This is a genomic window from Halomonas sp. A29, assembly GCF_046723295.1.
GTDB lineage: Bacteria > Pseudomonadota > Gammaproteobacteria > Pseudomonadales > Halomonadaceae > Halomonas.
Window position 1 is genome coordinate 279,283 of the sequence record NZ_JAXQPR010000008.1, and the last position, 25,870, is coordinate 305,152.

Annotated in this window: 22 protein-coding genes; 15 read left to right on the forward strand and 7 right to left on the reverse strand. The window is 63.1% G+C overall.

The window, feature by feature from the left end; genetic code table 11:
* Positions 1–5: 5 nt before the first annotated feature.
* The 4 genes from SPH52_RS17345 to SPH52_RS17360 all read right to left on the reverse strand — a co-directional run bounded on the left by SPH52_RS17345 (position 6) and on the right by SPH52_RS17360 (position 5,206).
* Positions 6–3,377 carry a hypothetical protein gene (locus tag SPH52_RS17345; RefSeq protein WP_411796307.1) on the reverse strand — a complete coding sequence of 1,124 codons (3,372 nt, stop codon included), beginning with the start codon at positions 3,375–3,377 and terminating at the stop codon, positions 6–8.
* A 60-nt stretch (positions 3,378–3,437) separates the two neighbouring features.
* The gene (locus SPH52_RS17350) at positions 3,438–4,367 is read right to left on the reverse strand and encodes a lysophospholipid acyltransferase family protein (protein WP_411796308.1); all 930 of its coding nucleotides are present in this window, start codon (positions 4,365–4,367) and stop codon (positions 3,438–3,440) included.
* A 4-nt stretch (positions 4,368–4,371) separates the two neighbouring features.
* Positions 4,372–4,746 (reverse strand): DUF4870 family protein, encoded by a 375-nt coding sequence (locus SPH52_RS17355; protein WP_411796309.1) that lies wholly within the window; start codon positions 4,744–4,746, stop codon positions 4,372–4,374.
* Between the two features lie 67 nt (positions 4,747–4,813).
* On the reverse strand, positions 4,814–5,206 hold the full coding sequence (locus SPH52_RS17360) for a VOC family protein (RefSeq protein WP_411796310.1): 393 nt from the start codon (positions 5,204–5,206) through the stop codon (positions 4,814–4,816).
* Between the two features lie 67 nt (positions 5,207–5,273).
* On the opposite strand from SPH52_RS17360, the gene SPH52_RS17365 reads away from it, so the two are divergent.
* The 6 genes from SPH52_RS17365 (at position 5,274) to SPH52_RS17390 (ending at position 13,002) form a co-directional block, all read left to right on the forward strand.
* Positions 5,274–5,909, forward strand: a complete 636-nt coding sequence (locus tag SPH52_RS17365) for a class I SAM-dependent methyltransferase (RefSeq protein ID WP_411796311.1) — start codon at positions 5,274–5,276, stop codon at positions 5,907–5,909.
* A 247-nt stretch (positions 5,910–6,156) separates the two neighbouring features.
* A complete protein-coding gene (locus SPH52_RS17370) occupies positions 6,157–7,575 on the forward strand; it encodes an MFS transporter (protein ID WP_411796312.1) in 1,419 nt (472 codons plus the stop codon).
* A gap of 190 nt (positions 7,576–7,765) precedes the next feature.
* Complete coding sequence (locus SPH52_RS17375; RefSeq protein WP_411796313.1) at positions 7,766–9,547, forward strand: acyl-CoA dehydrogenase; 1,782 nt, start codon at positions 7,766–7,768, stop codon at positions 9,545–9,547.
* A gap of 85 nt (positions 9,548–9,632) precedes the next feature.
* Positions 9,633–11,264 (forward strand): acyl-CoA synthetase, encoded by a 1,632-nt coding sequence (locus tag SPH52_RS17380; RefSeq protein ID WP_411796314.1) that lies wholly within the window; start codon positions 9,633–9,635, stop codon positions 11,262–11,264.
* A 14-nt stretch (positions 11,265–11,278) separates the two neighbouring features.
* On the forward strand, positions 11,279–12,127 hold the full coding sequence (locus SPH52_RS17385) for a 3-hydroxybutyryl-CoA dehydrogenase (RefSeq protein ID WP_411796315.1): 849 nt from the start codon (positions 11,279–11,281) through the stop codon (positions 12,125–12,127).
* Between the two features lie 101 nt (positions 12,128–12,228).
* Complete coding sequence (locus tag SPH52_RS17390; protein ID WP_411796316.1) at positions 12,229–13,002, forward strand: enoyl-CoA hydratase-related protein; 774 nt, start codon at positions 12,229–12,231, stop codon at positions 13,000–13,002.
* A gap of 40 nt (positions 13,003–13,042) precedes the next feature.
* On the opposite strand, the gene SPH52_RS17395 is transcribed toward SPH52_RS17390, so the two are convergent.
* From SPH52_RS17395 to SPH52_RS17405, 3 genes are all read right to left on the reverse strand, one after another.
* The gene (locus SPH52_RS17395) at positions 13,043–14,050 is read right to left on the reverse strand and encodes a DMT family transporter (RefSeq protein ID WP_411796317.1); all 1,008 of its coding nucleotides are present in this window, start codon (positions 14,048–14,050) and stop codon (positions 13,043–13,045) included.
* Between the two features lie 117 nt (positions 14,051–14,167).
* A complete protein-coding gene (locus tag SPH52_RS17400) occupies positions 14,168–14,548 on the reverse strand; it encodes a Rieske (2Fe-2S) protein (RefSeq protein WP_411796318.1) in 381 nt (126 codons plus the stop codon).
* 80 nt (positions 14,549–14,628) lie between these two features.
* Entirely contained in the window at positions 14,629–14,904 is a 276-nt protein-coding gene (locus tag SPH52_RS17405) for a DUF5666 domain-containing protein (RefSeq protein ID WP_411796319.1), read from the reverse strand.
* Between the two features lie 100 nt (positions 14,905–15,004).
* On the opposite strand from SPH52_RS17405, the gene SPH52_RS17410 reads away from it, so the two are divergent.
* The 9 genes from SPH52_RS17410 to SPH52_RS17450 all read left to right on the forward strand — a co-directional run.
* Entirely contained in the window at positions 15,005–15,844 is an 840-nt protein-coding gene (locus SPH52_RS17410) for an MOSC domain-containing protein (protein ID WP_411796320.1), read from the forward strand.
* Positions 15,845–16,224: 380 nt separating this feature from the next.
* A complete protein-coding gene (gene trkI / locus SPH52_RS17415; RefSeq protein ID WP_411796321.1) occupies positions 16,225–17,691 on the forward strand; it encodes a Trk system potassium transporter TrkI in 1,467 nt (488 codons plus the stop codon).
* 102 nt (positions 17,692–17,793) lie between these two features.
* The gene (gene kdpF / locus SPH52_RS17420) at positions 17,794–17,874 is read left to right on the forward strand and encodes a K(+)-transporting ATPase subunit F (RefSeq protein WP_411796330.1); all 81 of its coding nucleotides are present in this window, start codon (positions 17,794–17,796) and stop codon (positions 17,872–17,874) included.
* A gap of 10 nt (positions 17,875–17,884) precedes the next feature.
* Entirely contained in the window at positions 17,885–19,576 is a 1,692-nt protein-coding gene (kdpA, locus tag SPH52_RS17425; protein WP_411796322.1) for a potassium-transporting ATPase subunit KdpA, read from the forward strand.
* 59 nt (positions 19,577–19,635) lie between these two features.
* The gene (kdpB, locus tag SPH52_RS17430; RefSeq protein WP_411796331.1) at positions 19,636–21,669 is read left to right on the forward strand and encodes a potassium-transporting ATPase subunit KdpB; all 2,034 of its coding nucleotides are present in this window, start codon (positions 19,636–19,638) and stop codon (positions 21,667–21,669) included.
* An 11-nt stretch (positions 21,670–21,680) separates the two neighbouring features.
* Positions 21,681–22,310: a potassium-transporting ATPase subunit KdpC gene (gene kdpC, locus SPH52_RS17435; RefSeq protein ID WP_411796323.1), complete on the forward strand. Its 630-nt coding sequence runs from the start codon at positions 21,681–21,683 to the stop codon at positions 22,308–22,310.
* Positions 22,311–22,322: 12 nt separating this feature from the next.
* Positions 22,323–25,004 (forward strand): ATP-binding protein, encoded by a 2,682-nt coding sequence (locus tag SPH52_RS17440; protein WP_411796324.1) that lies wholly within the window; start codon positions 22,323–22,325, stop codon positions 25,002–25,004.
* Positions 24,997–25,743 carry a response regulator gene (locus tag SPH52_RS17445; RefSeq protein WP_411796325.1) on the forward strand — a complete coding sequence of 249 codons (747 nt, stop codon included), beginning with the start codon at positions 24,997–24,999 and terminating at the stop codon, positions 25,741–25,743. The genes SPH52_RS17440 and SPH52_RS17445 overlap by 8 nt, the downstream gene beginning before the upstream one ends.
* On the forward strand, positions 25,740–25,870 hold a 131-nt coding region (locus tag SPH52_RS17450; RefSeq protein WP_411796058.1), incomplete at its 3' end, for an NAD-binding protein. The genes SPH52_RS17445 and SPH52_RS17450, both read left to right, overlap by 4 nt.

Below are 25,870 nucleotides of genomic sequence, written 5' to 3' on the forward strand. Positions count from 1 at the left end.
ATGGCTCATTCCTCCTGTACGTCCAACTGCTCGAACCAGGCCAGGCTTTCGGGCAGGGTCAACTCGCTTGCCGGTTGGCCACTTGCGTACCACTCCCGGGCGTTGCGCAGCTGCCAGCGGCGGCGATCACCATCCATCTCGATCCCCAGGCGCAGCGGCCCATAGCGGGCGAAGGCGCGCCCCGCCAGGTGTGAGTCGCGCAGGGCGAGATTGGCCAGCAGCTCCAGGCGATCGCCAGCCTGGACGGTGAGATTCTCCAGTCGCACGGTGTCGTCATTCAGCATTACCCGCGCCTCGCCGTGCACTTCGCCCAGGGTAAGGCGGTCGCGTAACCAGCGACGCTCACGGGCGGCGTCGACGAGCAGGTTGACCAGCAGACCGCTGTCGCGCATGGCCAGCTCCAGCCGGGCGTCGAGTTCGAGCGGTGTCTCCCAGCGCATGCGCCCCTCTGGCAGCGCGAGCCGTGCCCACCAGCCGTGGCTGAGGCTGCCGCTTTCATTCTCCAGGCGCACGCCGGTCAGGTTGAGCTGCGAGCCGGAGACGTCGAAGTCGAGGGTTTCCAGGTCGCCATCGGTGAGCAGGGCTTCCAGGCGCAGGGTGCCTTCGAGGGTTTGTGCATGGAAGGCGAGGCGGGCATCCGGTGCATGCAGCTCCAACTGGCCACTGGCGCGCATACCCTCCAACTGCAGGTGAGTGGCCATCCGCGCCTGGCCGGAGAGCAGCGAGATACCACCGCCCTCTGGCAAGTAGCCGTTCAAGGCGGCGAGGTTCGGTACCGCCACGTGGGGCATGTCGATGCGTGTGCTCAGCTCGCGCAGCCCTTCGGGCAGATCGAAGTGGTGGGCCCGGCTGCGTATTTCCAGCAGTTGGCCCTCGATCAGTGCTCCATCTTCCGCCTGGCGGCGCAGGCCGAAGCGGGGCAAGGAGAGATACAGCTCCGCGCCGGGATCGGTTATCTCTACGTTGAGCGATCCATCGCCAAAGGCTTCGTAGTGCAGGAAACGTGTGGCGAGACTGTCAGAGTGCACACGAAGCTGGCTGCCGGACGTGGCTTCGCCGCCGGCGAAGTTAAAATCGGCGCTCAGCCGCCCTCCGCCCTGTATCGCCAGGCCGTGCTCCTCGGGAAGAAAGGCATTGAGAAAGCCGAGTCGGTCTAGCAGGCCATCCAGGCGTAGCGTGCCCGATAGCGGCCTGCGTGGTGTCTCGCTGCCGGGCCAGTCGAAGCCACCCTGAAGACGTGCCTGATGGGCAACCAGCAGGGTACGCATCGATTCGCCATCGTTCGCCGAGGCGGTCACTTCCAATCGGCTGCCGGAAAGGTCGAGGCGCTGGCGGGCGGGATCAAGGTCGCGCAGCTCCAGGGTCAGGTCCAGCTCGCCGTGAAACGCTTCATCCAGCAGGCGCCCGTCGATGGTATCGCCCGTGAGGGTGATTCTGCCCCGCCCACGCTCTTCTTCGAGCGCAAGGTAGCCGTGACTGCTGGCTTGGCCGCCGTGGAGCCGCAGCGGCGCTGACTGCGGCAGGTAGGCGTTGAGTACGGTTACGTCGGGAAGGCGTGCGCCGTGCCACTCTACTCGGGCCGTGTCGGGACGCGTGGTGAGCGGCCCTGCCTGAGTGGCAGCAGTGAGTGAGAAGTGCTCGGCCTGGAATAGTCGGCGGCCATCCGTGAGGCGAGTCAGGTCCACCTCGCCGAAGATGAGCTCGACGCTAACCTCGGGGTGAGGTTCGCCGGGGTGCAATTCAAGGTGCACGCGACCGTCGCCGCGGGCGTGGAAATCGAGAAAGCGTGCCCCCAGCGCTTCCGAGCTCACCTTCAAGTGGCTGTTCTCGAGTGGTTGGCCGTTGAGGATGTGCAGCGCGCCATCGAGCCGGCCGCCACCCTCCAAGGCGAGGCCGCGTCCATCGAACAGGCCGGTGAGAAAGGGGGCGAGCACGCCGAGATTGGCGACGTGGCCGGATAGTTCCAGCTCCGCTTGCCATGGCGTTTCGCGATCGAGCAGAGCGTCGTCGCCCAGTTCGTGCCAGGCCAACGGCGAGTGGAATCTGGCCGTGGGGAGTTCCAGCGAGGTGGTGAGCGGCCGTACCTCGTTCGGGGCGGCAGCCTCGAGGTCGAAGCGAGTGCCGGAAATGTCCATCGTGCCGCGCATCACGTCGAGTTCGGCAATGGGCAGATGCAGGCCGAGCCGCCCGATTAGCGGCTGCTCGCCGAGGCGCAGCGCAATGTTTTCGCCGTCAAGATCGAAACCGCCGGAGAGGCGCTCGGCGTTGTAGACAAGTCCGCCCTGCAGCCGTACCGAGCCGCCCTCCAGCGTCAGCGGCAAAGGAGGCGGAAGGTAGCGCTGGAAGGCGGCGATATCGACCGCTTCGGCGTTCTCCCAGTGCAGCTCGGCCCGCTGCAGTTCATCCGGCGGCATGTTCAGGCGCAATGCGGGAGCAGCCAGCGCGAGCCGAAAACCCTCGCCGCGAAGCAGGGGGCGCGGCGCTGAGTCAGGGGTTTCGGGCATGATCTCGACCATCTCGATGTCATCGAGATCAAGGGCGAGATGAGTATGCGCCTGGACCTTGGCCTCCACCACGCCGGCGCCGCGGATATGGTAGAGCGCACCATCCTCCAGCCAGTGGCGCTCGTCGAGCCGTACGCTCAGGCGGGGGGAGCCCAGGCGCAGGCGACTGCCCGGCTGAACCTCGCCGCCCTCGAGGATGATCTCGCCTGCCAGGTCGCCGCGACCGCCGATCTCGAGCCAGTTCAGCGCGCCAAGAAAGGGGTTGAAGACGTCGTAGGCGTCGCTGCGCCCGGCTAGGGCAAGGGTACCGGAAACGAAGCGTGTCGCCTCCGCGCCGGGGTGTTCGGCCAGTGTCAGCGGCGCGAGGCTGAGGTCGGCATCCAGCGCCACGCCTTCCACAAGCGAGGTATCGCCGTGCTGTACGACACCGCCTTCCAGCTGCAGCGACACGTTTTCGATACCCAACTCGCCGGCCTGCCAGTGAAAGCCAGCCAGGTGCAGGATGCCGCCACCTTGCAGGCGGTACTCATCGAGGCTGACCTGCCTGATGCCCTCTGCCTTCAGGTCGCGAATCCTTGCTTCGCGGTCGAGTAGCGGCACGAGGGCGAAGCTCAGCGTGGCGCGCTCTGCCACCAGCGTGTAGCGGCGTTCGGCGGCGGTGCCGGCAAGGCGCGGTTGGGTGAGCTGCAAATGGCCGGGTAAGAGCGTCCAGGCGCGCTCCCACTCCAGCGTGAATCGCGGCGTACGGTCGAGCTGGCTGCGTCCCCAATGGCTATTGAGTAGAAGATTGGCGGTGACGAGGTAGAGCGCGTAGAGCAGCACCAGGGACAGCGAGAGCCATGCCAGTACCTTGAGCGGTGCGGGACGGGTCATGGATGGCGTTCTCGTCCTTGATGCATGTCATCTTCCCGATACGAGCGGCGGCAGTCCCGCTCAGTAGAGGCGAAACTCCTGATGATTGGGCACGCCCTGCTGTTCCTCGATCACCTTGCGGTAGCGCTTGTATTCCCACTGGTACTGGGCCGGGTCCAGGGCGATGGCGTCCTCCACGCAGGCGTTGACGCCGGTAGCCGATTGTCCTTCGTCCGGCGAGTAGACGCGCTCGTCAGCGGCCAGGAAATGGATGGCGAAGCCGCGGCCGGGAAGGCGCCGAGCCACGCCGGTGACGACCCGGGCATCGGTACGGGCCACCAGCTTGGGCAGCAGTGTCGCGGTGTAGGCCAGGCGATGGTAGAAGGGTGCGAATACGCCGCTGCCCCAGTCGGGCTCCTGGTCGGGCAGGATGCCCACTGCTTCGCTGCGCTTGAGCGCCTTGAGCAGGGCGGCGACACCGCGCGGATTGGTTGGCACCAGGCTCGCCCCCATGCGCTCGCGGCCTTGGCGAATCACTGCATCGAGTTCGGCGATCTTGGGAGGCTCGTACATGGCGGTGAAGGGGAAGTGGCTGGAGAGCCAGAAGTTGAGGACTTCCCAGTTGCCGAAGTGCGGGGCCAGCACGATCACGCCGCGTCCTTCGGCACGGGCTTCGTCGAGCAGCTCACGCCCGTGGATCTCGAGAATCGAATCTTCGACCCGCTGCGGCTCGGCCATCCAGGCAAAGCCCAACTCGAGCATGGTGGCAGTGGAGTGGGTCAGGCTTTGACGGGCGAGCCGGCGACGCTCGCTCGAACCCTGCTCGGGATAGACCTCGCTGAGGTTGATCTCGGTTACCTCACGCTCGCGTCGGCTGAGGCGATGCACCAAGGGGCCGGCGATGCGCGCCAGCCGCCAGAGCATGGCGGGGCGACGGCCGGCCAGGGTGCGCCACAGCGTGGCGATGGCGCGGCCCTGCAGGGTGGCGGTGGATGACTGCGTCTCGCTCATGGGCTCAGATCAGCCAGGCGTCCACGTTGTCGGGAGCGCGGTGCTCCTGCAGGTTCTTGATGCCCTTGACGCAGCGAATGACCAGCCAGACTACGGCCATTAGCGTGGTCACAAAGCCGATCAGCACCAGCGTCAGCAGCATGGAAACACCGAAGTAGAGCATGGCGAGCCAGAAGGTGCGGATCAGGTAGCGGTAGTGCTCATCGAGCCAGTGAGGACCCTGGCCGCGGTAGACGTAGGCGATCACTACGCCGATCAGTGCGGTGAGTCCGCCGGTGACGATGCCCGCCAGGAACAAGGCATAGACGACGATGGGCAGGGTGATGTCGGGCGCGCCGCCCGGTTTGATGACGTTATGGCTGTCGGGGCTATCGTTCATGATGCATCCAGTGGCTCATGGTTTGCGTCAATGATACCGGCCGTGGGCGACATTGCCAGGGAGGCCGCTATTCGAGTGCTTCCTTGAGCGGCCGGCTGATTTCCAGCAGGTTGCCGTCGGGGTCTCGCAGGTAGAGCGACTCGATGAGGCCGTTGGCACCCTGGCGGGTAACCGGGCCGAGTTCCACTTCCACATCGAGTGCTTCCAGGTGCCGCTCGACCTCGTCCAGCGGCAGCAGGCTGCGCAGGCACAGGTCGAGGCTGCCGGGCGTGGGAGTGGCGGCGCGCGGTTCGATGTCGGTGGCTGTCCAGTGCAGGCGCAGGGCGATGTCGCCAAGTATCAGGTCGACCCGCTCGCGATCGCGATAGCGCACCTCGAGCCCGAGCACACGAGAGTAGAAGTCCACGGCGCGGGAAATGTCGGTCACGGTGATGACCAGATGGTCCAGACCTGACAGCATTGCCGGCCTCCTCGTTATGATGTGTTTTCAGTAAGCTCTGGTTCGCCAGGCCCAAAAGGATACGACGATGACGACCTGCCCGCTATGCGCATCCTCGCATTCGCGACATTTTCATCGCGACGCGCGACGTGACTACTACCGCTGCGAGAACTGCCGGTTGGCGTTTGTCCCTCCAGAACAGCGCCTTGCGCCCGAGCAGGAGAAGGCGGTCTACGACCAGCACCAGAACCGTCCCGACGACCCAGGCTATCGCCGTTTCCTGTCACGACTGTTCGACCCGCTGCGGGAACGGTTGGTGCCGGGTTCGCAGGGGCTCGATTTCGGTGCCGGCCCGGGGCCGACGCTGTCGGTCATGTTTGAGGAGGCGGGGCACCCCATGACCATCTACGATCCCTACTACGCGCCGAATTCCGCTGTGTTCGAGCGTCGTTATGACTTCATTACCGCCACGGAGGTGGTGGAGCACCTGTTTGCGCCAGGGCAGGAGCTCGAGCGCCTCGCGGCGCTGCTGCCCAATGGCGGTTGGCTGGGCCTGATGACCAAGCGAATGACCAGTGAGGAGGCCTTCGCGAGCTGGCACTACACTCTCGATCCCACCCACGTGTGCTTCTTCAGTGAGGCGACCTTCGAGTGGCTGGCCGGACATCTCGGCATGTGCATCCAGTTTCCCGCTGCGGACGTGGCCCTGCTGCAGAAGCGCTGAGGCGGGTAACGATGAAATGTGTCAGTGTGTTTTACTTTTTTTCTCAGCATCGATGGTGCTTTGTTCCAACTTGTAGCGGGTAGCGGGAATAAGCGTTTGACTCTATCGTCACGGGGCGTATGATTCGCGCGCCCCGCATGAGCGTTTACCATATTTCGGTATCGTGCCGGGGCCTCCGAGGCAGCGTTCCACGGCGTTTTCTGCCATCTTGTTCTCTTTATTCAAACTGCTGTCGAGAGGCGCGTTCATGTCTCGCCAACTGCTGGCCATGGCCCTGGCACCGCTGCTGGGACTCTTCATTCTAGGTATCGGCAACGGCTTCCTGGCCACCCTGATCACCCTGCGTCTGGATGCGGCCGGTGAGTCGCCGGTGGTGATCGGCTGGGTCTCCTCGGCCTACTTCATCGGCCTGGCGCTGGGCGCGATGTTCAACGATCGGCTATTGCTGCGCATCGGTCACATTCGCGCCTATGGCAGCTTTGCCTCGCTGGTGGCGGTCACGGTGTTGCTGCAGGCGCTGTTCTTCGATCCGTGGGCCTGGTTCGGCCTGCGCTTGATCGGCGGTTGGGCCACCGTGGGAGTCTATCTGGTCATCGAGAGCTGGCTGCTCACCTCCGGGGACCAGAAGGTACGCGGACGGCTGCTGGCGCTCTACATGATCTCGCTGTATGCCGCCGGGGTGATCGGCCAGCTGTTGCTGGGTGTGACAGATGCCATGGGTGAGACCGCGCCTTTCATGGTCATCGGCCTGCTGGCATCGCTGTCGGTGCTGCCCATGGCCATGATCCCGCGGGTCTCGCCGTTGATCGAGCATGCCGAACCGTTGTCGCCCATGCGTCTGATCACCATGACGCCCACGGGGGTGATGGGTAGCTTCGGCTCAGGTCTGGCGGTGGCCGCCGTCTATACCCTGCTGCCGCTCTACCTGCAGCGCATCGGTCTCTCGGTGGGGCAGGTGGGGCAGATGATGGCGGTGGTCGTGCTCGGTGCCATGTTGTTGCAGTACCCCTTGGGGCGCTGGTCCGACCGCCACGACCGCCAGATCGTGCTGATCATGATTGGTGCCTTCTGTGCCTTGATCTCGGCCGCCATGCTGCTGCTGCCGCTGACCACCTGGGTGCTGGCGGCGCTGTTGTTCCTGCTGGGCGGTGGGGTCTTTGCGCTCTATCCGGTGGCGGTGAGCCATGCCGCCGACCGCGCGCCGGCCGGCGCGCTGGTGCGCATGAGTCAGGGCCTGCTGCTGATCAACGCCATTGGCTCGACGGTGAGTCCGCCGCTGATTTCGCCCGTGATGGGCTGGGTGGGGGATGCCGGGCTGTTCTGGGCCTTCGGTGCCCTGGGCTTGTTCCTGGTGGGCTTCTTCACCTGGCGACGCAGCGTGCGTCCGGCGCCCGTGCCGGTGGCTCCCTTTGCGCCTTCGACGCCGATGTCGTCGGCGGGCGCCGAGCTCACCGTTACCGAGGAGCTGGTGCAGGGTGCCATCGAGCACGAGCACATGGAGGATCTCTCCAATGTGGTGCCCGAAGTGGAAGTGGCCGAGCCCGTGGTCGGCCCGCCGCCGCCGGATGAGCCACACATCGCCTTCTATCAGGGCGAAGACGACTGGCCGTTGGAAAATGAGCGTGAGCGTGAGGAAGAACCGTCGGTCGACGATATCCGCCGCTGATAACTTTCATTAGCTGAAGGCTATCTATTAGCTGAAGGCTCCGGCAAAGCGCCCGATGTTCTCGCATCGGGCGCTTTGCGTTATGCGTAAGAAGCGACGAGGGATGGTCAGGCAGGTGCGACCTAGGGATAATGGTTAACGAAAAATAGTGAATCTACTATCGATGTTATCATTTTCCTGAGGTAGTGCCATGTTTCCCTTCACCGCCCCCGTCCGTGACTTTCGCTTCGTGCTCGAAGAACTGCTCGAGCACCGTTCACTCGATCTGCCCGGCTTCGAGGAAACCAGCCCCGACCTGGTCGAGGCGGTACTGGAGGAGGCCGCCAAGCTGGCGGGTGAGGTGTGGGCACCGCTCAATGCCAGCGGCGACCGCCAGGGCTGCGTGCGTCGCGAAGACGGCGGCGTGAGCCTTCCGGATGGCTTCGCCGAGGCCTACCAGGCCTATGTGGAAGGCGGCTGGAACGGCATCGGCGTGTCCCAGGCGCTGGGTGGCCAGGGGCTGCCCGAGGTGGTGGCGAGCAGCGTGCAGGAGATGCTGCACGGGGCCAACATGGCGCTGGGCCTGTGCCCGATGCTGACCGCCGGGGCCATCGAAGCGCTGGCCCACCACGGCAGCGACGCGCTCAAGGAAATCTACCTGCCCAAGCTGGTCGAGGGCAGTTGGACCGGCACCATGAACCTCACCGAGCCCCAGGCCGGCTCCGATCTCTCCAAGGTGCGTACCCGGGCCGTGCCCGAGGATGATCATTACCGCCTGTTTGGTCAGAAGATCTTCATCACCTGGGGCGAGCACGACGCCAGCGAGAACATCATCCACCTGGTGCTGGCGCGCAAGCCCGATGCCCCCGAGGGCAACAAGGGGATTTCGCTGTTCCTGGTGCCGAAGTTTCTGGTCAACGAGGATGGCTCGCTGGGCGAGCGCAACGACGTCACCTGCGCCTCCATCGAGCACAAGCTGGGCATCCACGGCTCGCCCACCTGCACCCTGAGTTTTGGCGAAAACGGCGGCGCCATCGGTTACCTTGTGGGCGAGGAGGGCCGTGGCCTCAATCACATGTTCACCATGATGAACGAGGCGCGGCACAAGGTCGGCGTGCAGGGCATCGGCGTGGCCGAGCGTGCCTGTCAGCACGCCTACGCCTACGCCCTCGACCGCGTACAGGGTAAGGCACGGGGCAATGAAGCCACCATCAGCGAGCATCTCGACGTGCGTCGCATGCTGCTCTCGATGCGTGCCCGTACCGATGCCCTGCGCGCCTTGGCGCTCTACTGTGCGGCCCAGCTCGACATGGCACGCCATGCTGCCGATGGCGCCGAGCGCGAAGCCGCCCAGGCCCGGGTCGAGGTGCTGATTCCCGTGGTCAAGGCATTCTCCACCGACCAGGCGGTGGACATCGCGTCCCTGGGCGTGCAGGTCCACGGTGGCATGGGCTTCATCGAGGAGACCGGCGCCGCTCAACTGCTGCGTGACGCACGTATCGCGCCGATCTACGAAGGTACCAACGGCATCCAGGCCCTCGACCTGGCTGGGCGCAAGCTCTCCCGCGACGCTGGGGCGGCGCTGGTTGGGCTGATCGATGAGGTTGAGGCCACGGCCAGTGAACTGCGAGGCCACAGCGAGCTAACCGCGCTGGGCGAAAGCCTGGCTGCCGGTGCCGCCGATCTCAAGGCCGCCATGGCCATCGTGTTGGAGCAGGGCCGCGACCCCGAGCGGGGAGCCGACGCCATCCAGGCCTACGCCACGCCGTTCCTCAGCCTGGCCGGCCATGTGCTGTGCGCCTGGCAGATGGGGCGAGCGGCGCTCAAGGCCAGCGCCGCCCTGGCCGACGGGAAGGTTGAACCGTTCTACCAGGCCAAGCTGGCCGCCGCCGACTATGCCCTGCGCCAGTGGCTGCCCGTCGGCCGCGCCAACCGCAGCGTGATCGAAGCCGGCATGGCCAGCCTGGCCGACTTCGACGTCTCGGCTATCTGACAGGTTGGCAGCGGCCGGCCGACTCACCGGCCGCTGCATGCTGGATTTGCATCTCATAATAACGACATTTCACTCGGAGCCCACCATGAACGACAGCATCTTCGAACAGGGCCTACCCAAGACGCCGGCCAACCATGTGACGCTATCGCCGCTGACCTTCATCGAGCGCAGCGCTTCCATCTACCCCGACTACCCGGCGGTGGTTCATGGCGACATTCGCCGCAGTTGGAGCGAGACCTGGACGCGCTGCCGGCGGCTCGCCTCGGCGCTGGAGAAGCGCGGCATCAAGCCCGGCGAGACGGTGGCCGTCATGCTGCCCAACGTGCCGGCCATGTTCGAGGCGCACTTCGGTGTGCCGCTTGCCGGCTGCGTACTCAATACACTGAACATACGCCTCGACGCCGAGGCCATCGCCTACATGCTCGAGCACGGCGAGGCTCAGGCGATCCTGGTCGACCCGGAATTTGCCGATGTGATCGAAGCCGCTGTATCACACCTGGCCATCAAGCCGTTGGTGATTGACGTGGACGATGCCCTGTTCGAGGGCGAGGCGCGCCATATCGGCGAGCTGGAATACGAAGCGCTGCTGGCTGAGGGCGACCCGGGCTACGCCTACCGCCTGCCCGAGGACGAGTGGGAAGCGATCTCGCTCAACTACACCTCCGGTACTACCGGCAAACCCAAGGGCGTGGTCTACCATCACCGCGGTGCCTACCTCAACGCAGTGAGCAATATCCTCGAGTGGGCCATGCCTCACCATCCGGTCTATCTCTGGACGCTACCGATGTTCCACTGCAACGGCTGGTGCTTCCCCTGGACCATTGCCGCGAATGCCGGCACCAGCGTCTGCCTGCGCCGGGTCGACCCGAAGAAGATCATGGACCTGATAGTCGACGAGAAGGTGACTCACTTCAGCGGCGCGCCCATCGTGCTCAACGGCCTAGTCAACCTTCCTGCGGAGCAGAAGCGCGAGTTCAACCATCCGGTGAAGGTCACTACTGCGGGTGCCGCGCCGCCCGCTTCGGTGATCGCCGGGGTCGAGACGCTGGGTATCGATGTCACTCACGTCTACGGCCTCACCGAGGTCTATGGGCCGGTGACCGTATGCGCTTGGCGCGAGGCCTGGGACGAGCTCTCGTTGGAGCAGCGGGCCAAGATCAAGGCACGCCAGGGCGTGCGCTACCACATGCTGGAAGCCCTCTGCGTGGCCGACCCCAACACCCTGGAACCGGTACCCAAGGACGGCGAGACCATCGGCGAGATCCTGATGCGCGGCAACAACGTGATGAAAGGCTATCTCAAGAACGAGGCCGCCACCGTGCAGGCGTTGGAAGGCGGCTGGTACCACACCGGCGACCTCGCCGTGTGGCACGCGGATGGCTACATCGAGATCAAGGATCGCTCCAAGGACATCATCATCTCTGGCGGTGAGAACATCTCCACCATCGAGGTGGAGAGTGCCATCTACTCGCACCCAGCGGTGGAGGAGGCCGCGGTGGTGGCCAAGCCCGACGAGAAGTGGGGCGAGACGCCGTGTGCCTTCGTCAAGCTCAAGGTGGGTTTCGGCGAGGTCACTGAGGCCGATATCATCGAGCACTGCCGCAGTCACCTGGCGCGCTTCAAGGTGCCGAAGACAGTGATCTTTACCGAGCTGCCCAAGACCTCCACCGGCAAGATCCAGAAATTCGTCCTGCGCGAAAAAGCGCGCAAGCATTGAACGGGAGAGACACGATGAGCCAACAAGCAATCGGTGTGGTCGGTGCCGGCACCATGGGGCAGGGTATCGCCCAGGTGCTGGTCGCCAACGGTTTCTCCGTACAGCTTTACGACGTAGCCGACGAACAGCTCGGCCGCGCGCGCAGCGCCATCGACAAGGGGTTGGGCAAGCTGGTCGCCAAGGAGAAGCTTGGCGAAGCAGAGAAGGGCGAGGCCATGGCGCGGCTGGAGCTGACCACTTCGCTGGAGGCGCTGCGCGGCTGCGAGGTGATCATCGAGGCTGCCCCCGAGCAGCCGGCATTGAAAGAGAAGCTGTTCCGCGACCTGAGCCGCCTGAGCCATGACGCCATCCTGGCGTCGAACACCTCGTCGCTGTCGCTGACCCGGCTCGCCGCGGTGTGCGAGCGTCCCGAGCGGGTGGTGGGCATGCACTTCTTCAACCCGGTGCCGGTGCTCAAGCTGGTCGAGGTGATTCGCGCCGAGCAGACCAGTGATGCCACCGTGGCGCGCATCGAAACGCTGGCCAAGGAGCTCGGCAAGACCTCGGTGGCGATTGCCGACTCGCCCGGCTTTGCCGTCAATCGCTTGCTGGTACCGATGATCAACGAGGCTGCCTTCCTGTTGCAGGAGGGCGCCGCCAGCGCCGAGGACATCGACCAGTCAATGCAGCTCGGTGCCGCCCACCCCATGGGACCGCTGGCTCTCGCCGATCTGATTGGCCTGGATGTGTGCCTGGCGATCATGGAGGTGCTGCAGGAGGGCTTCGGCGATCCGAAGTATCGCCCCTGCCCGCTGCTCAGGCGCATGGTGGCGGCTGGCTACCTGGGCAGGAAGACAGGTCGCGGCTTCCACATCTACCAGTAAGCGACGATTCACTACTGCGATCGACCAAGAAAGGATTGCCGACCAACCAAGCGTTCGCTAGGGTTGGTCGGTATCGTCCTGACAACAAGCAAGGAGCCCACATGAGCGAGAAGCTGATCGACGTAGTGGATAGTGCCGGGGTCGTGCGCCTGACCATCAACCGCCCCAAGGCGTTGAACGCCCTCAACAGTGCCGTGCTCACCGAACTGGAAGCGGTGCTCAGCGAACTCGAACAGCGCAGCGACCTGCGCGCGGTGCTGATCACCGGCGCGGGCGAGAAATCCTTCGTCGCCGGTGCCGATATCACCGAGATGCGCGAGAAGACGCCGGAGGAGGCGCGCGCCTTCGCCAGCCAGGCCCTGCGTACCATCAAGCGGCTGGAAACACTCCCGGTGCCGGTGGTCGCCCTGGTGAATGGGTTTTGTCTTGGCGGCGGCTGCGAACTGGCGCTGGCCTGCGACTGGGCCGTAGCCAGCGACAACGCCATCTTCGGCCAGCCCGAGGTGCTGCTTGGCGTCATTCCCGGTTTCGGTGGTACCCAGCGCCTGCCGCGTCGAGTAGGACCTGCCATGGCACTGGACCTGGTCACCACCGGGCGCAAGATCGATGCCCAGGAAGCGCTGCGTATTGGCCTGGTCAACCGCGTAATGCCTCAGGCCGAACTCGACGCCTACGCCGAGGAGCTGGCCAAGCAGCTGGCCGGCAACGGTCCCCTGGCCGTGCGCAGTGCCAAGCAAGCGGTGCACGATGGTATGGACCAGGACCTCGATAGCGCCCTGGCACTGGAGACCAGCCTGTTCGCACTGGGTTTTGCTGGCAGCGAGCAGAAGGAGGGCATGAGCGCCTTCGTCGAGAAGCGCAAGCCGAACTTCTGATTCTCATGGCATTGGCATAACGAAAGGCGGCAGCGTGACTTCACGCTGCCGCCTTTCTGCGTATCGCTCCATGGTTGGGTGCGTTCAGGCTATCTCGCGTCGTCGCCAACGAATCATCCCGGTAGCAATGGCGGTGCCCGTCAGGGTGATGGCCATGCCCACCAACACCTGCAGGCTGAGCCGTTCGTCCAGCAGCAGGTAGCCCCACAGCAGGGCGCTGACNCAGGGTGATGGCCATGCCCACCAACACCTGCAGGCTGAGCCGTTCGTCCAGCAGCAGGTAGCCCCACAGCAGGGCGCTGACCGGGACCAGGAAGGTCACCGTCGAGGTGGCGGTGGCACCGGCGCTCGAGATCAGTCCGAAGTAGAGCAGGAAGGCAAGCGTGGTGCTGAAGGCTGCAAGTCCCAGGCCATTGGCCCAGGCCAGGCCGCTGATCGGCTCGCTGGGCCATAGCCACAGGCCGGGGATCAGCAGGATCAGCGCCGACATGGCGGTGCTGCCGGCGGCCAGTACCCGTACCGGCAGGTGCGACAGGTAGGTCTTGGAGTAGTTGGTGGCCACGCCGTAGCAGAAAGTGGCGCCTACCGCGGCGAGGATGAACCAGCCGTCTCCCCCCATGGTGAAATCGAGCCTGTCGGCCGAAAGGACATAAACACCGAAGAAGGCCAGCGCCAGGCCCAGGTACTGCTGACGCTGTACCGGTGTGGTGAAGAACAGCGCGCCGAGCAGGGCGGTGAAGATGGGCGTGGTGGCGTTGATCAACGACGTGAAACCAGCTTCCAGGCGAAGGGTCGCCACGGCCAGCAACACGAAGGGCAATACGTGGTTCACCAGACCGAGCAGCAGCAGGCCACCCTTGTTCTCCCACACCAGCTTGAGGTAGCGCAGGCTGAGCAGCAGGGGAAGTAGCAGCAGCGCACCGATGCCCATGCGCACCAGTATCAGCGGCACCGGGCCGAACTCGGGCACTGCCACGCGCATGAATATGAACGACATGCCCCATAGCGTGGAGAGCAGGATCAGGCGTAGGGAATCGGCCGGTGACATGCGGCGTCCTTGGGCAGGCTGTGGCAGAAGAAGAAGCGTAGTCTATGCTGCCGGCCTATGGAAAGAGCACCATGCATCAATAATCGTGATGGCAATCATCAAGCATACGAAGACTTTTCAAGCGGTAGTTCCGACGACGACCCAGCCCTCCGTGTCGACGCTTACTGGCACAGGATCGAGTGCGCAGCCTAGCCCCAGGCCGCCGAGACCCTCACCGGTTCGCGCCGAGAAAGTCGCATCGTGATTGCTGCAGCGAAGCTGTTCGCCATCGCGGCTGAGGATCCGCGAACCGCGCTGATCGAGGGGCAAATACTGATGAGGGCAGGCGTTGACATAGCCGAACAACGCATCGTCAAGGCGAATCAGCAGCAATGGGAAGCTGCCTTTCTCTCCGTTCAAGGTCAGGCTATGAGTGGTGCCAGGCGAGAGTTCCTCCAGCCTGACGAGGCGCGTTCCAAGCGCAGGTGCGCTACGATACTGCTGCCATGCCTGAGTCATGCCGAGAATCCTCGTACTGAAAGCGGGCCGACATTGTCGCCAATGCCGGCCCGCTTGTCAGTGATGATGGCGAGGTGCGATCAGTCGTCGAGCTCGATCTCGGTGGCCAAGTGACGTTCGCCGTCGTAGTCGAAATCGATCTCGACCCGCTGTCCGACTTCCAGGTCGTCGAAGCTACTCAGGCCGTCGTCGTAGTCGGTGTTGTCATCGGTATGAAAGGTAATGCCCTGTACGGTCAGGGTCTGGCTGTCGGCATCCACCGATTCGATTTCGCCTTCGATATCGTCGGCCTGGGCAGCTGCCGCGAGGGACAACAACAGAGTGGCGGAAGCGGCATAAGCAAAGCGTTTCAGCATGGTTCCATCTCCTTGGTGGCTGAGATCGCAGGGAAAGCTTAGGAGGCTTATCTTGCTAATGCGAGCCGAACAATGTGACAGAATGCAGAGGAACGGTACGGTGAGAATCACGGAACTCAATCTCTACCCGGTCAAGTCATTACGTGGTATCCCGCTCGAGCAGGCGATGCTGGACGTGCGTGGCCTGGCCTACGACCGCAATTGGATGGTGGTCGACCAGGTGGGGCGGTTCGTCACCCAGCGGCAGTTACCGGGTATGGCGCGGGTATCGGTTCGGCTCGAGGACGGCTGGCTGGTACTGGAGCATCCCGAAGCGCAGCCGCTGGCCATCGAGTTGGCGCGACGCGACCAACAGCGGTTGACCGCCTATGTATGGGACGATGCCTGCCAGGCGCTGGACGAAGGAGAAGAAGCCGCCGATTGGTTGACCGGCGTGCTGGGTGACCTGCGCGGCAGCAGACTGCGCCTGGTACGCTTCGATGAGGCTCACCGACGCCCCGTGGAGCCCCGCTATCTTCAGGGCGAGGAGGCCCATACCGCCTTCGCCGATGGCTATCCGTTCCTGATCGCCTCCACGGCTTCTCTCGCAGCCCTCAACCACGAGCTGCAACAAAAGGGCCTCGTGCCACTGCCCATGAACCGCTTCCGGCCCAATATCGTTCTCGAAGGGGTTGCCGCTTTCGCCGAGGACGGTTGGAGCGAAGTAACGGCGCAGGATGGACGCTATCGTTTCGGGCTGCGCAAGCCGTGCCAGCGCTGCAAGATCACTACCATCAATCAGTCCAACGGCATCATCGAAGTGCCCGGCGAACCGCTGCAGACCCTGATCCAGATGAAGACTCAGCCAATGCGTCCGGGGGCGTACTTCGGCCAGAACGCCACGCTGCTGGCCGGTGCGGAACAGAGCATTGCGGTGGGGGATACGCTCCAGGCGAGCTGAACGGCAAAAAGAAGCCCGCTGGGAAGCGGGCGTAAGCAAGGGACTCACGACTGCTGTGCAAGAACCGGCGTGAGTATGTTCAAAGATAGCCCTATTCCTTCATTGAGAATGTCATCCATTCTCCCTCTGGCTTGTAAGAGATTGACTACAACGTGCGTAAGCCGGGAGCGTGCTCAGCTCCAGGGCTGAGCAAGTCAACAGTACTGTGATGCCCAAGCAGTACTTGGAGATGCGGCAGCGCTAGGTGAACCACACCGCAGCCTTTAGATTTTTACGGCTTTTTTAGGTTGGGTTGTGCTTTCATGCCTGCATGATCAATAGCAGAGTAGGTAATGGCACCTTCTATGCGAATCGCCAGACAAAGTACGAATGAACTTGGCTTGCGTCTCAGATACCACTGGCGTAGCTGGACGCCGGTCCTCAAGGTAATATCCGTCCTGTGGACGGTACTCGCCGTCTTCATGGCCATTCCCTGGATCGTCCTGGTCATCGAGAGTGACCCTGATGCCCGTGCCTTCGGTCTGTCGATGCTCATCGTCCTGGCGGCCGTCGGGCTGGTGTGGCTGTCCACGATGCGTACCCCGATTGAGCTCAAGCCCTGGCAAATGTTCGTGCTGACCACCTTGAGCTGGGTCAGCGTCAGTGGCTTTGCCAGCCTGCCGCTGGTGCTGGGCGCGCCGCAGCTCACGTTCACCAACGCCGTGTTCGAATCCGTTTCGGCCATCACGACCACCGGATCCACTGTGCTCGCAGGCATCGAGACCCTCTCCGATGGGCTGAAGCTGTGGCGGGGCATCATGCAGTGGCTGGGCGGCATCGGCATCATCGTCATGGGCATCGCCATCCTGCCCTTCCTCAAGGTAGGGGGCATGCGCCTGTTCCATACCGAGTCGTCCGACTGGTCGGACAAGGTCATGCCGCGCACGGGAGGCATCGCCAAGGCGACCCTTGGCATCTACTGCGGGTTCACCCTGATCGCCATGCTGGCCTATTGGCTGGGTGGCATGACGCTGCTGGATGCGGTGGTGCATGGCATGACCTCGCTGGCGACAGGTGGCTTTGCCAACTCCGATGCTTCCTTCGGCGCCTATGCCGGCCAGCCGCACCTGCTATGGATGGGATCGCTGTTCATGCTGGCTGGTGCCTTGCCCTTCGTGCTCTATATTCGCGTACTGCGCGGTTCACGCATGTCGCTGTGGCGTGACCAACAAGTGCAGGGACTGTTGCTATTGCTGGCGGTAGTCATTCTCGGGCTCTCGCTATGGCGCATCTGGCATGGCACACCGGCGTTCGAGGCGCTGACTCATGTCACCTTCAATGTCATTTCGGTGGTGACCACTACCGGCTATGCCTCCGATGACTACAGTGCCTGGGGGCCGCTGGCCTACGTGGCCTTCTTCTACCTCACCTTCGTCGGGGGCTGCAGTGGTTCCACCAGTGGCGGCATGAAGATCTTCCGGTTTCAGGTGGCTACCATCCTGCTGCGCAATCAACTGCGCTTTCTGGTCCACTCCCATGGCGTGTTCGCCTCGCGCTACAACGGCCAGCCGCTTACCGATGACATCACGCGCGGCGTGGTGGCGTTCTCGTTCTTCTTCTTCCTCACCGTGGCCGGGCTGGCGCTGGGGCTGGCATTGATGGGGTTGGACATGACCACGGCACTCTCGGGAGCGGCCACCGCAGTGGCCAACGTCGGTCCTGGGCTTGGCGACATCATAGGGCCGGCGGGCAATTTCGCGCCGCTGCCGGATGCGGCGAAATGGCTGCTGTGCGCCGGCATGCTGCTCGGGCGGCTCGAGATTCTTACGGTGTTGGTGCTGCTTACGCCGATGTTCTGGCGCAAGTGAGGCGAGGTTTTACGAAACTTTGACGGCCCTGGCGGTTTTCGCCATCGATTCTTTACGCGACCTCTTCCTAGCATGGCAGTGCACTCATCAGGAGGTACTTCCATGAATTCTCTGTTATTGGTGATCGCGCTGGCCACGGGGGGCTATCTAGTGGCGGCCCTGCTGTGGCCAGAGCGTTTCTAGGAGGCTGGCCATGCACGATATGATATTGACGTATGCACTCGTCATAGGAATGGCCTTACCGCTTGGTCTGTACATGGCGAGAAGCCTCGGTGACCAACGCACCCGTCTGGATCGGTTCTTCTCTCCCATCGAAGGCATCATCTATCGGCTGGCTGGCGTCAACGCCGAGGCCTCGATGCCCTGGCAAGCCTACGCCATTGCCGTGCTGAAGCTTCACGCACTGCTGATTCTGCTGGCTTGGTTGACCTTCATGCTGCAGGGTTGGCTGCCGCTTAATCCGGATGGCATAGCCGGAATGGGCTGGGATACGGCGCTGCATACCGCCATTTCCTTTGCCACCAATACCAACCAGCAGCATTACTCCGGTCAGGCGGAGCTCTCCCACCTGAGCCAGACGCTTGCCATCGTCACCCTGCAGTTCCTGACGCCTGCGACTGGCATGGCCGTGCTGATTGCCATCACCCGTACCTTATTGGTCAAGCATCGTAAATCCGCTGATTTGGGCGTCGGCAACTACTACCGCGATTTGACGCGTAGCTCGGTCCGTGTATTGCTGCCACTGGCCGCTGTCGTGGCGCTGCTGCTCACCTGGCAGGGGGTGCCTGCGAGTTATCAGGCGGCCCACGAGATCACACCGCTGGATCCCCAGGTGGAAGAAACCCAGCGGATTCCCCTCGGTCCGGTCGCCGCCATGGTCGCCATCAAGCAGCTCGGCACCAACGGTGGCGGGTGGTACGGCCCCAACTCCAGTGTGCCGCTGGAGAACCCCAACGCCATCTCCAACGTGATCGAAACGGCAGCGCTGATGCTGATTCCCGTCGCGCTGCTGGTGGCCATTGCGGCAATGACCGGGCGGCATCGGCTGATGGCCGGCATCGGTGGGGTGATGCTGGCATTTTCGCTGGTCTCGACGGGGCTGGTGGTGGCATCGGAGCGCCTGCCCAACGCGGCCTTTGCCGAACTTGCCGCGCCGGGCGGCAACATGGAGGGCAAGGAGGTCCGCTTCGGCACGGACATGTCGGCGCTGTGGGGCAGTTGGACGACACAGACCTCCAACGGCTCGGTCAACGCCATGCATGACAGCTTCAATCCGCTGGGCGGCATGGTGCTGATCATGGACATGCTGGTCAATGTCACCTTTGGCGGCGTCGGGGTAGGGCTGATCGGCTTTCTCCTCTATCTGATGCTGGCTGCCTTCATTGGCTCCTTGATGGTGGGTAGAGCGCCCGAACTGTTCGGGCATCCCCTGGAAATCCGCGAAATTCGTTGGATCAGCCTGGCCATTCTGGCCCAGCCTTTGCTCATTCTCGGCTTGAGTGCCCTCGCTGTCAGTCTTCCTGGTGTACATGGCACCACTAATCCGACCCACCACGGGCTGGCTCAGGTCATCTACGAATACACCTCGGCCTTTGCCAATAACGGCTCGGGCTTCGAAGGGCTCGACGATGCTTCTCTCTGGTGGAACCTGACCTGTGCGGTCGCTCTGCTAGTGGGACGCTTCCTGCCCATGCTCGTGCCTTTGGCCGTGGCCTCCTGGCTGGCTACCAAGCGCACCGCGCCGGCCGGCCGAGGGACGCTGGCCCTGGATAGCGGTGCCTTCATGGCGCTGACCGCTGGCGTCATTGTCATCATCAACCTGTTGGGCTTTCTGCCCGCTCTGGTGCTGGGGCCGGTTGCGGAAGCTCTGGTCCTGGCTCAGTGAGGAGACACGTCATGTCCATGTCAATGCAGCACGGCTCACCGCAGAAACCGGGGGAGATAATGAGCGGAGGCAGGCGACGAGCGGCTCGGCAGCCGCTCGATGGGGCTGCGATTGCCAAAGGTGCATTTGTTCGCCTTGCCCCGCAGCGTCTGGCGCGCAACCCAGTGATGGCTGTAGTGGGAATAGGCACCGCCGTATGCGCCCTGATGAGTCTGCAAGCGTTAGTCCGTGGGGAGGGAGGTGGATTCGCGATTGCTATCACGCTAATGCTGTTGGTGACTTTGCTGTTTGCCACCGCGGCGGAAACCCTGGCTGAATCTCGCGGCAAGGCCCATGCCGGCAGCCTGCGTGAAACACGTGGGCAACTCAAGGCGCGCCGGCTCGACAGGGACGGCAATGCACAGGCGGTGACAGCCGATACGTTGAGGCGTGGCGATCGGATAATCGTCGAAGCTGGCGAGCTGATTCCAGCCGACGGTGAGATAGTGGAGGGGGCCGCGTCAATCAACGAGTCCGCCGTGACGGGCGAGTCTGCGCCGGTACTGCGGGAAGCGGGTACTGATAACAGTGGGGTCAGTGCGGGTACCAAACTACTTTCCGATCGCTTGGTCATCGAAGTGACCAGCGACCCGGGCGAATCGTTGCTGGATCGGATGATCGCCTTGGTTGAGAGTGCCAGTCGTCAGAAGACACCGAGCGAACTGGCGCTGTCGGCGCTGTTGGCCATGCTCACCCTGGTGTTCCTGATCGTGGTGGTGGCGCTGGTGCCCATGGCGGCTTTCGTAGGGCTGGAGTCGTCCACTGTAATGCTGGTGGCGCTTCTGGTGTGCCTGATTCCCACTACTATCGGGGGGCTGCTGCCAGCCATCGGCATTGCCGGCATGGAGAGGGCGATGCGTGCCAACCTGGTGGCCAAGTCAGGTAAGGCGGTGGAGATCGCAGGCAGCATCGATACGCTGCTGCTCGACAAGACTGGGACCATCACGCTGGGGGATCGGCGTGCGACGGAGTTCGCCCCTTGTGAAGGGCAGAAACGCGATGCGCTCCGGGATGTGGCTTTCCTGGCTTCACTGGATGATCCGACTCCTGAAGGGCGCTCGGTGGTGGGGCTGGCTCGTGATCTGGGAGTCGATGCTGCGCTCACCGAAGAGGTCGATGGTGCGACATTCGTGGCCTTTTCCGCTTCGACTCGGCTTTCCGGGGTCGATTTCGTCGACGGGCGACGGTTGCGTAAAGGCGCGCCCAACGCTATCGCTCAGTGGGTCGAGGAACAGGGCGGGCAAGCACCTGAGGATTACGCCTCATTGGTGATGCGCATCTCTCGTCACGGTGCCACGCCGCTGGCCGTGGCAGAGAACGGCCGTCTGCTGGGGGTGATCGCGCTATCCGACGTCATCAAGCCAGGGATTGCCGAGCGCTTTGCCAAGCTGCGTGAGCTGGGCGTCAAGACGGTGATGATTACCGGTGACAATCCCGTGACGGCAGCGGCCATTGCGGCCGAGGCGGGCGTCGATGATTACATTGCCGAGGCCACTCCTGAGCGCAAACTTTCCATTATCCGCGAAGAGCAGGCCAGCGGCCGCCTGGTTGCCATGATGGGAGATGGCACCAACGATGCGCCGGCGCTGGCCCAGGCCGATCTCGGCCTGGCCATGAACTCCGGCACCCAGGCCGCTCGCGAGGCCGCCAACATGGTGGATCTCGACTCCGACCCCGGCAAGCTGCTGGAGGCGGTGGAGATCGGCAAGCAGCTGCTGATCACTCGCGGTGCCTTGACCACCTTCTCGCTGGCCAATGACGTAGCCAAGTATTTCGTCATTCTCCCGGCGCTATTTGCTGCCAGCCTGCCGGCTCTGGCCTCACTCGACATTTTGAATCTGCATTCGCCAACCACAGCGGTATTGGCCGCTGTCCTGTTCAACGCCCTGATCATCCCCGCGCTGATCCCTTTTGCGCTGAGAGGCGTAAGCGTGCGAGCCGCCTCGGCCACGAGCATGCTGAGACGCAACCTGTTGATCTACGGGCTGGGGGGGCTGCTGCTTCCGTTTCCGCTCATCAAGCTCTTCGACATGCTGATCAGCGTGTTGGTCTAGGAGAAAGTGACATGAATCGAAACCCTGCACAGAGTGCCTCTTCCCCAGACGCTCACGGCCAACTCACGGCATGGTCGACGCTTCTTCGACTGGTCGTGGTGATGGCGTTGGTGCTAGGCCTCGGCTATCCGTTGCTGATCAGCGCTCTTGGTGGCTGGCTGATGCCCCATCAGGCAACCGGCAGCCTGATCGAAGATAGCCAAGACCGTGTGGTCGGCTCGGCACTGGTGGGACAACGTTTCCTTGACCCAGCCTATTTCATTGGGCGGCCCTCTGCGGCGGAGTATGATGCCTTCGACGTCGGCGGCTCCAATTTAGGGCCTGGTAACCCGGAATTGCGCGAACGGGCGCAGGCGTTGGCCGTTTCTATTGCCGCTCGGGATGGCGTGGCTTTCGGTGAGATACCCGTTGAACTGCTGGCGGCGTCTGGCTCGGGTATTGATCCGCATATCTCACCCGAGGGAGCGGCCATCCAGGTTGCCCGAGTGTCGCAGGCACGAGGGTTGACGGAAGCGCAGATGATGAATCTGATCGAGGATGCCACCGAGCAGCGAGGGCGGCTTGGGGAGCCAGCGGTGAACGTGCTGCGCTTGAACCTGGCGCTTGACGAGCTGACGGGACCGCCAAGCAGTCAGGAGTGAGTTGGAGGAGCCATGTCCATTGACGACGAGCGGCGTCCCGACCCGGATGCCCTGCTCAAGCAAACCGCGCGCCGCGAGGCGCGCGGTTCTTTGCGTATCTTTTTGGGAGCGGCACCCGGCGTCGGTAAGACCTATGCAATGCTATGTGCTGCCAGGGAACGTGCTGCTACTGGCGAGGATGTGGTTATCGGTATCGTCGAGTCCCATGGGCGGGTGGAGACCGAAGCGCTCTGCGAGGGGATGGCCCGGTTGCCATTGGCGAGGATGACGCACCATGGGCGAACCTTCGAGGAGTTCGACTTGGATGCAGCCCTGGCAAGGCGTCCCGCGATCCTTTTGGTGGACGAATTGGCCCACCGCAACATTCCGGGCAGCCGCCATCCGCGCCGTTACCAGGACATCGAAGAGTTGCTGGATGCCGGAATCGACGTCTGGACTACCGTCAACGTGCAACATTGGGAAAGTCTCAGTGATGCGGTGGCACGTATTACCGGCGTGCGCATGCGTGAGACAGTGCCGGATGCCCTGCTCGAGCGGGCTCGCGATGTCTCGCTGGTCGATCTCACGCCGGATGAACTCTTGAAGCGACTTCGCTTGGGCAAGGTCTATGTACCGGAGCAGGCGAGAGCGGCCATTGAAGGCTATTTCAGCGAGCCGAATCTCAACGCGCTGCGTGAATTGGCGCTGCAGACCATGGCTGAGCGTGTGGATAGCGATGTGCGCGATGCTATGGGTGCCAGTGGCGAGACAGGGCCCTGGCCTGTGCGTCCGCACTTGCTGGTGGCGCTGAGCGGAGGCAGTGAGGATGCGGTCTTGGTGCGTGCTGCCCATCGCCTTGCCGAGCGCCGGCGAGCGGCTTGGCGAGCGGTCTATGTCGACCGCGGCCATGATGATCCCGAACGTCGCCTTGCGGTGGAAAATGCCTTCGCTCAAGTTAACCGGCTTGGGGGGGAAACGCGTCGCCTGTACGGCCACGACCGCCTGCAGGAGCTGCTGCATTACGCCCGCCAGCATAATGTGACCACTCTGGTGGTCGGGCGATCGCGTCCTTCTGGATGGCGCTTCTGGCGTCGCCCCATGGCCCGTCGATTGCTGTCTAGTGGTGGTGACTTCGACCTGGTGGTGGTGGCTGAGACAGATCGCCGTTCGCGCTGGAGGTCGCGACACAGACTCTCTCCCGGTAGATGGCCCTCCTACTGGCTTATTGCTTTCGGGTCTACGCTGGCCTCCCTTGGGTTGGCACTAAGCGTTCAGGGTTGGCTCTCCCTGGCGGACTTGTCGTTGCTGTTCCTTGGTGCTGTCATGGTCAGCGCGGCACTGGCGGGCACCGGCGCCGCCATGCTCAGTGCACTGTTGGGCTTTTTGGCCTTCAATTTTTTCTTCACCGAGCCCAGGCATACGCTGGCGATGGTGGAGCGAGAGCAACTTCTGAGCGTCATCTTCTTCCTGCTGGTGGCGGTCACGGTCGGCCAGTTGGCTGGGCGGGCACGCAGCCGACTGCTGGCCCTGCGCGATAGCCGCGACCAGACCCACCGCCTGCTGGAGTATGTGCAGTTACTGTCGGTGGCGACGGATAGTGACAGTGTGCGGCGAGTTGGGCTGAAGACGCTAGAGCAATGGCTGCGTGTACCCGTGGCGTTTCTGGAGAGAAAAGCCGGGGCGGATGGTGTGCAGATTAGTCAGGCCGAGCCGCTCTCAACACGGCTACCAGACACGGCTCTGTTTGCTGCCGCCTGGAGCTGGCAGCACGCCAAACCCAGCGGTCAAGGAACCGATACACTGAGTGGGCAGGGCTGGCGCTTGTTGCCGCTCAAAGAGCAAGGACACGTTCTGGGCGTTATCGCCTTGGATCTGGAGCAGCGTAATGTCCTTCTTACGCCGGAAGAGGAAGCGCTGCTTGGGACCCTTCTAAGTCAGTTGGCCATGGCACTGGAGCGCACTCGCCTGGTAGCAGATCTTGGTGCGGCCAGGCTGTCGGAGGAAAACGAGCGGCTACGCTCGGCGCTGCTGGCATCAGTTTCCCACGATTTGCGCACGCCGCTGGCTTCCATCATCGGGTCGGCCAGCACACTGCGAGAACTCGAGGCGCAACTGACTGATACCGATCGACATGAGCTGCTCGACGGTATTCTTGGCGAGAGTGAACGGCTCAACCGCTACATTCAGAATTTACTTGATATGACGAGGCTAGGGCACGGGACCTTGAAGATCGAGCGGGATTGGGTAGCGCTCGATGACTTGGTAGCATCCGCCGTCAAGCGCTTGGGCCCTCAGTTGGAAGGACATGACCTGATATGCAACTGGCCCCAGGAGCTGCCGCTTCTTTATGTGCATCCAGCATTGATTGAGCAGGCGCTCGTCAACATTCTGGATAATGCGGCGCGCTTTTCGCCGACACAGGGGCAACTGAGTATTGCCGCTGGCGTGGAAAAGGATTGGCTGTGGCTGCGCATCATCGATCAAGGGCCGGGGATTCCTGCCGAACAGAGAGAGCGAGTATTTGACATGTTCTTCACCGGCGGAGAGGGCGACCGAGGGCGCCACGGCAGCGGGCTTGGGCTAGCAATCTGTCGCGGGATGATTGGTGCGCATGGCGGTCAAATCCGCGCCCTGGCCAGTCCAACCGGAGATGGCACCTGCATCGAGGTTCGTCTGCCCCTGGAGTCGAATGACATGGAGGCAAGCGATGAGTGATGGGGTGAGAGGACGCATACTGGTGGTGGATGATGAGCGGCAAATCCGCCGCTTCTTGCGCATCAGCCTGGCATCGCAGGGGTTCGATGTCGTTGAGGCCGAGACGGGCAGCGAGGGCTTGCTGAAAGCCATGGAGTACGTGCCGGATCTGGTATTGCTGGATCTAGGGTTGCCTGATCTAGATGGCCAGGAGGTTCTTGAGGCGCTGCGTGCACAGAGTGATGTGCCGGTGATCGTGGTTTCCGTCCGCGAGCGTGAAGAGGAAAAAGTACGCGCTTTGGACAACGGGGCGAATGACTATGTCACCAAACCTTTCGGTATCCAGGAGCTTTTGGCGAGAGTCAGAAGACTGCTGCATTTCCGAGCCAGCCAAAGCGGCGAATCACTTGCAGTGCACTTCCATCAGGGGCGGTTGAGGATAGATTTGAGCAAGCGTCTCGTGCGCTTAGACAGTGAGGAGATTCGCCTCACTCCCAAGGAGTACGCGTTACTTGAACGTCTGTGCCGCCATGCTGGTCGCGTGGTGACCCAAACACAACTGCTTCGCGAAATCTGGGGGCCAACCCATGCTGAGGATACCCATTACCTAAGAATCGTCGTCAGTCGCCTCAGGCAGAAACTAGGGGATAACACCCAATCGCCGTATCTATTGCAAACTGAAGCCGGCGTAGGCTATCGCCTACTCGTCGAGCCCGACGACGCTAGTGACTCGGCCGGCAAGACGGAGAGTCCTTCATGAAAATCATCATCCTGGGCGCCGGCCAGGTCGGCGGCACGCTGGCCGAGCACCTGGCCCGCGAGGAGAATGACATCACGGTGGTGGACACCGACGGCGAACGGCTGCGCGAGCTGCATACCCGGCTCGA

Excerpts from the sequence above, each read along its gene's own strand:
- SPH52_RS17440 (WP_411796324.1), top strand. The coding sequence starts at position 22,323 with ATGTCCATTGACGACGAGCGGCGTCCCGACCCGGATGCCCTGCTCAAG.
- SPH52_RS17350 (WP_411796308.1), bottom strand. The coding sequence starts at position 4,367 with ATGAGCGAGACGCAGTCATCCACCGCCACCCTGCAGGGCCGCGCCATC.
- kdpC (WP_411796323.1), top strand. The coding sequence starts at position 21,681 with ATGAATCGAAACCCTGCACAGAGTGCCTCTTCCCCAGACGCTCACGGC.
- SPH52_RS17385 (WP_411796315.1), top strand. The coding sequence starts at position 11,279 with ATGAGCCAACAAGCAATCGGTGTGGTCGGTGCCGGCACCATGGGGCAG.
- SPH52_RS17355 (WP_411796309.1), bottom strand. The coding sequence starts at position 4,746 with ATGAACGATAGCCCCGACAGCCATAACGTCATCAAACCGGGCGGCGCG.
- SPH52_RS17360 (WP_411796310.1), bottom strand. The coding sequence starts at position 5,206 with ATGCTGTCAGGTCTGGACCATCTGGTCATCACCGTGACCGACATTTCC.
- SPH52_RS17370 (WP_411796312.1), top strand. The coding sequence starts at position 6,157 with ATGTCTCGCCAACTGCTGGCCATGGCCCTGGCACCGCTGCTGGGACTC.
- kdpB (WP_411796331.1), top strand. The coding sequence starts at position 19,636 with ATGAGCGGAGGCAGGCGACGAGCGGCTCGGCAGCCGCTCGATGGGGCT.
- SPH52_RS17400 (WP_411796318.1), bottom strand. The coding sequence starts at position 14,548 with ATGACTCAGGCATGGCAGCAGTATCGTAGCGCACCTGCGCTTGGAACG.
- SPH52_RS17390 (WP_411796316.1), top strand. The coding sequence starts at position 12,229 with ATGAGCGAGAAGCTGATCGACGTAGTGGATAGTGCCGGGGTCGTGCGC.
- SPH52_RS17375 (WP_411796313.1), top strand. The coding sequence starts at position 7,766 with ATGTTTCCCTTCACCGCCCCCGTCCGTGACTTTCGCTTCGTGCTCGAA.
- SPH52_RS17445 (WP_411796325.1), top strand. The coding sequence starts at position 24,997 with ATGAGTGATGGGGTGAGAGGACGCATACTGGTGGTGGATGATGAGCGG.
- kdpF (WP_411796330.1), top strand. The coding sequence starts at position 17,794 with ATGAATTCTCTGTTATTGGTGATCGCGCTGGCCACGGGGGGCTATCTA.
- SPH52_RS17405 (WP_411796319.1), bottom strand. The coding sequence starts at position 14,904 with ATGCTGAAACGCTTTGCTTATGCCGCTTCCGCCACTCTGTTGTTGTCC.
- SPH52_RS17380 (WP_411796314.1), top strand. The coding sequence starts at position 9,633 with ATGAACGACAGCATCTTCGAACAGGGCCTACCCAAGACGCCGGCCAAC.
- SPH52_RS17345 (WP_411796307.1), bottom strand. The coding sequence starts at position 3,377 with ATGACCCGTCCCGCACCGCTCAAGGTACTGGCATGGCTCTCGCTGTCC.
- kdpA (WP_411796322.1), top strand. The coding sequence starts at position 17,885 with ATGCACGATATGATATTGACGTATGCACTCGTCATAGGAATGGCCTTA.
- SPH52_RS17365 (WP_411796311.1), top strand. The coding sequence starts at position 5,274 with ATGACGACCTGCCCGCTATGCGCATCCTCGCATTCGCGACATTTTCAT.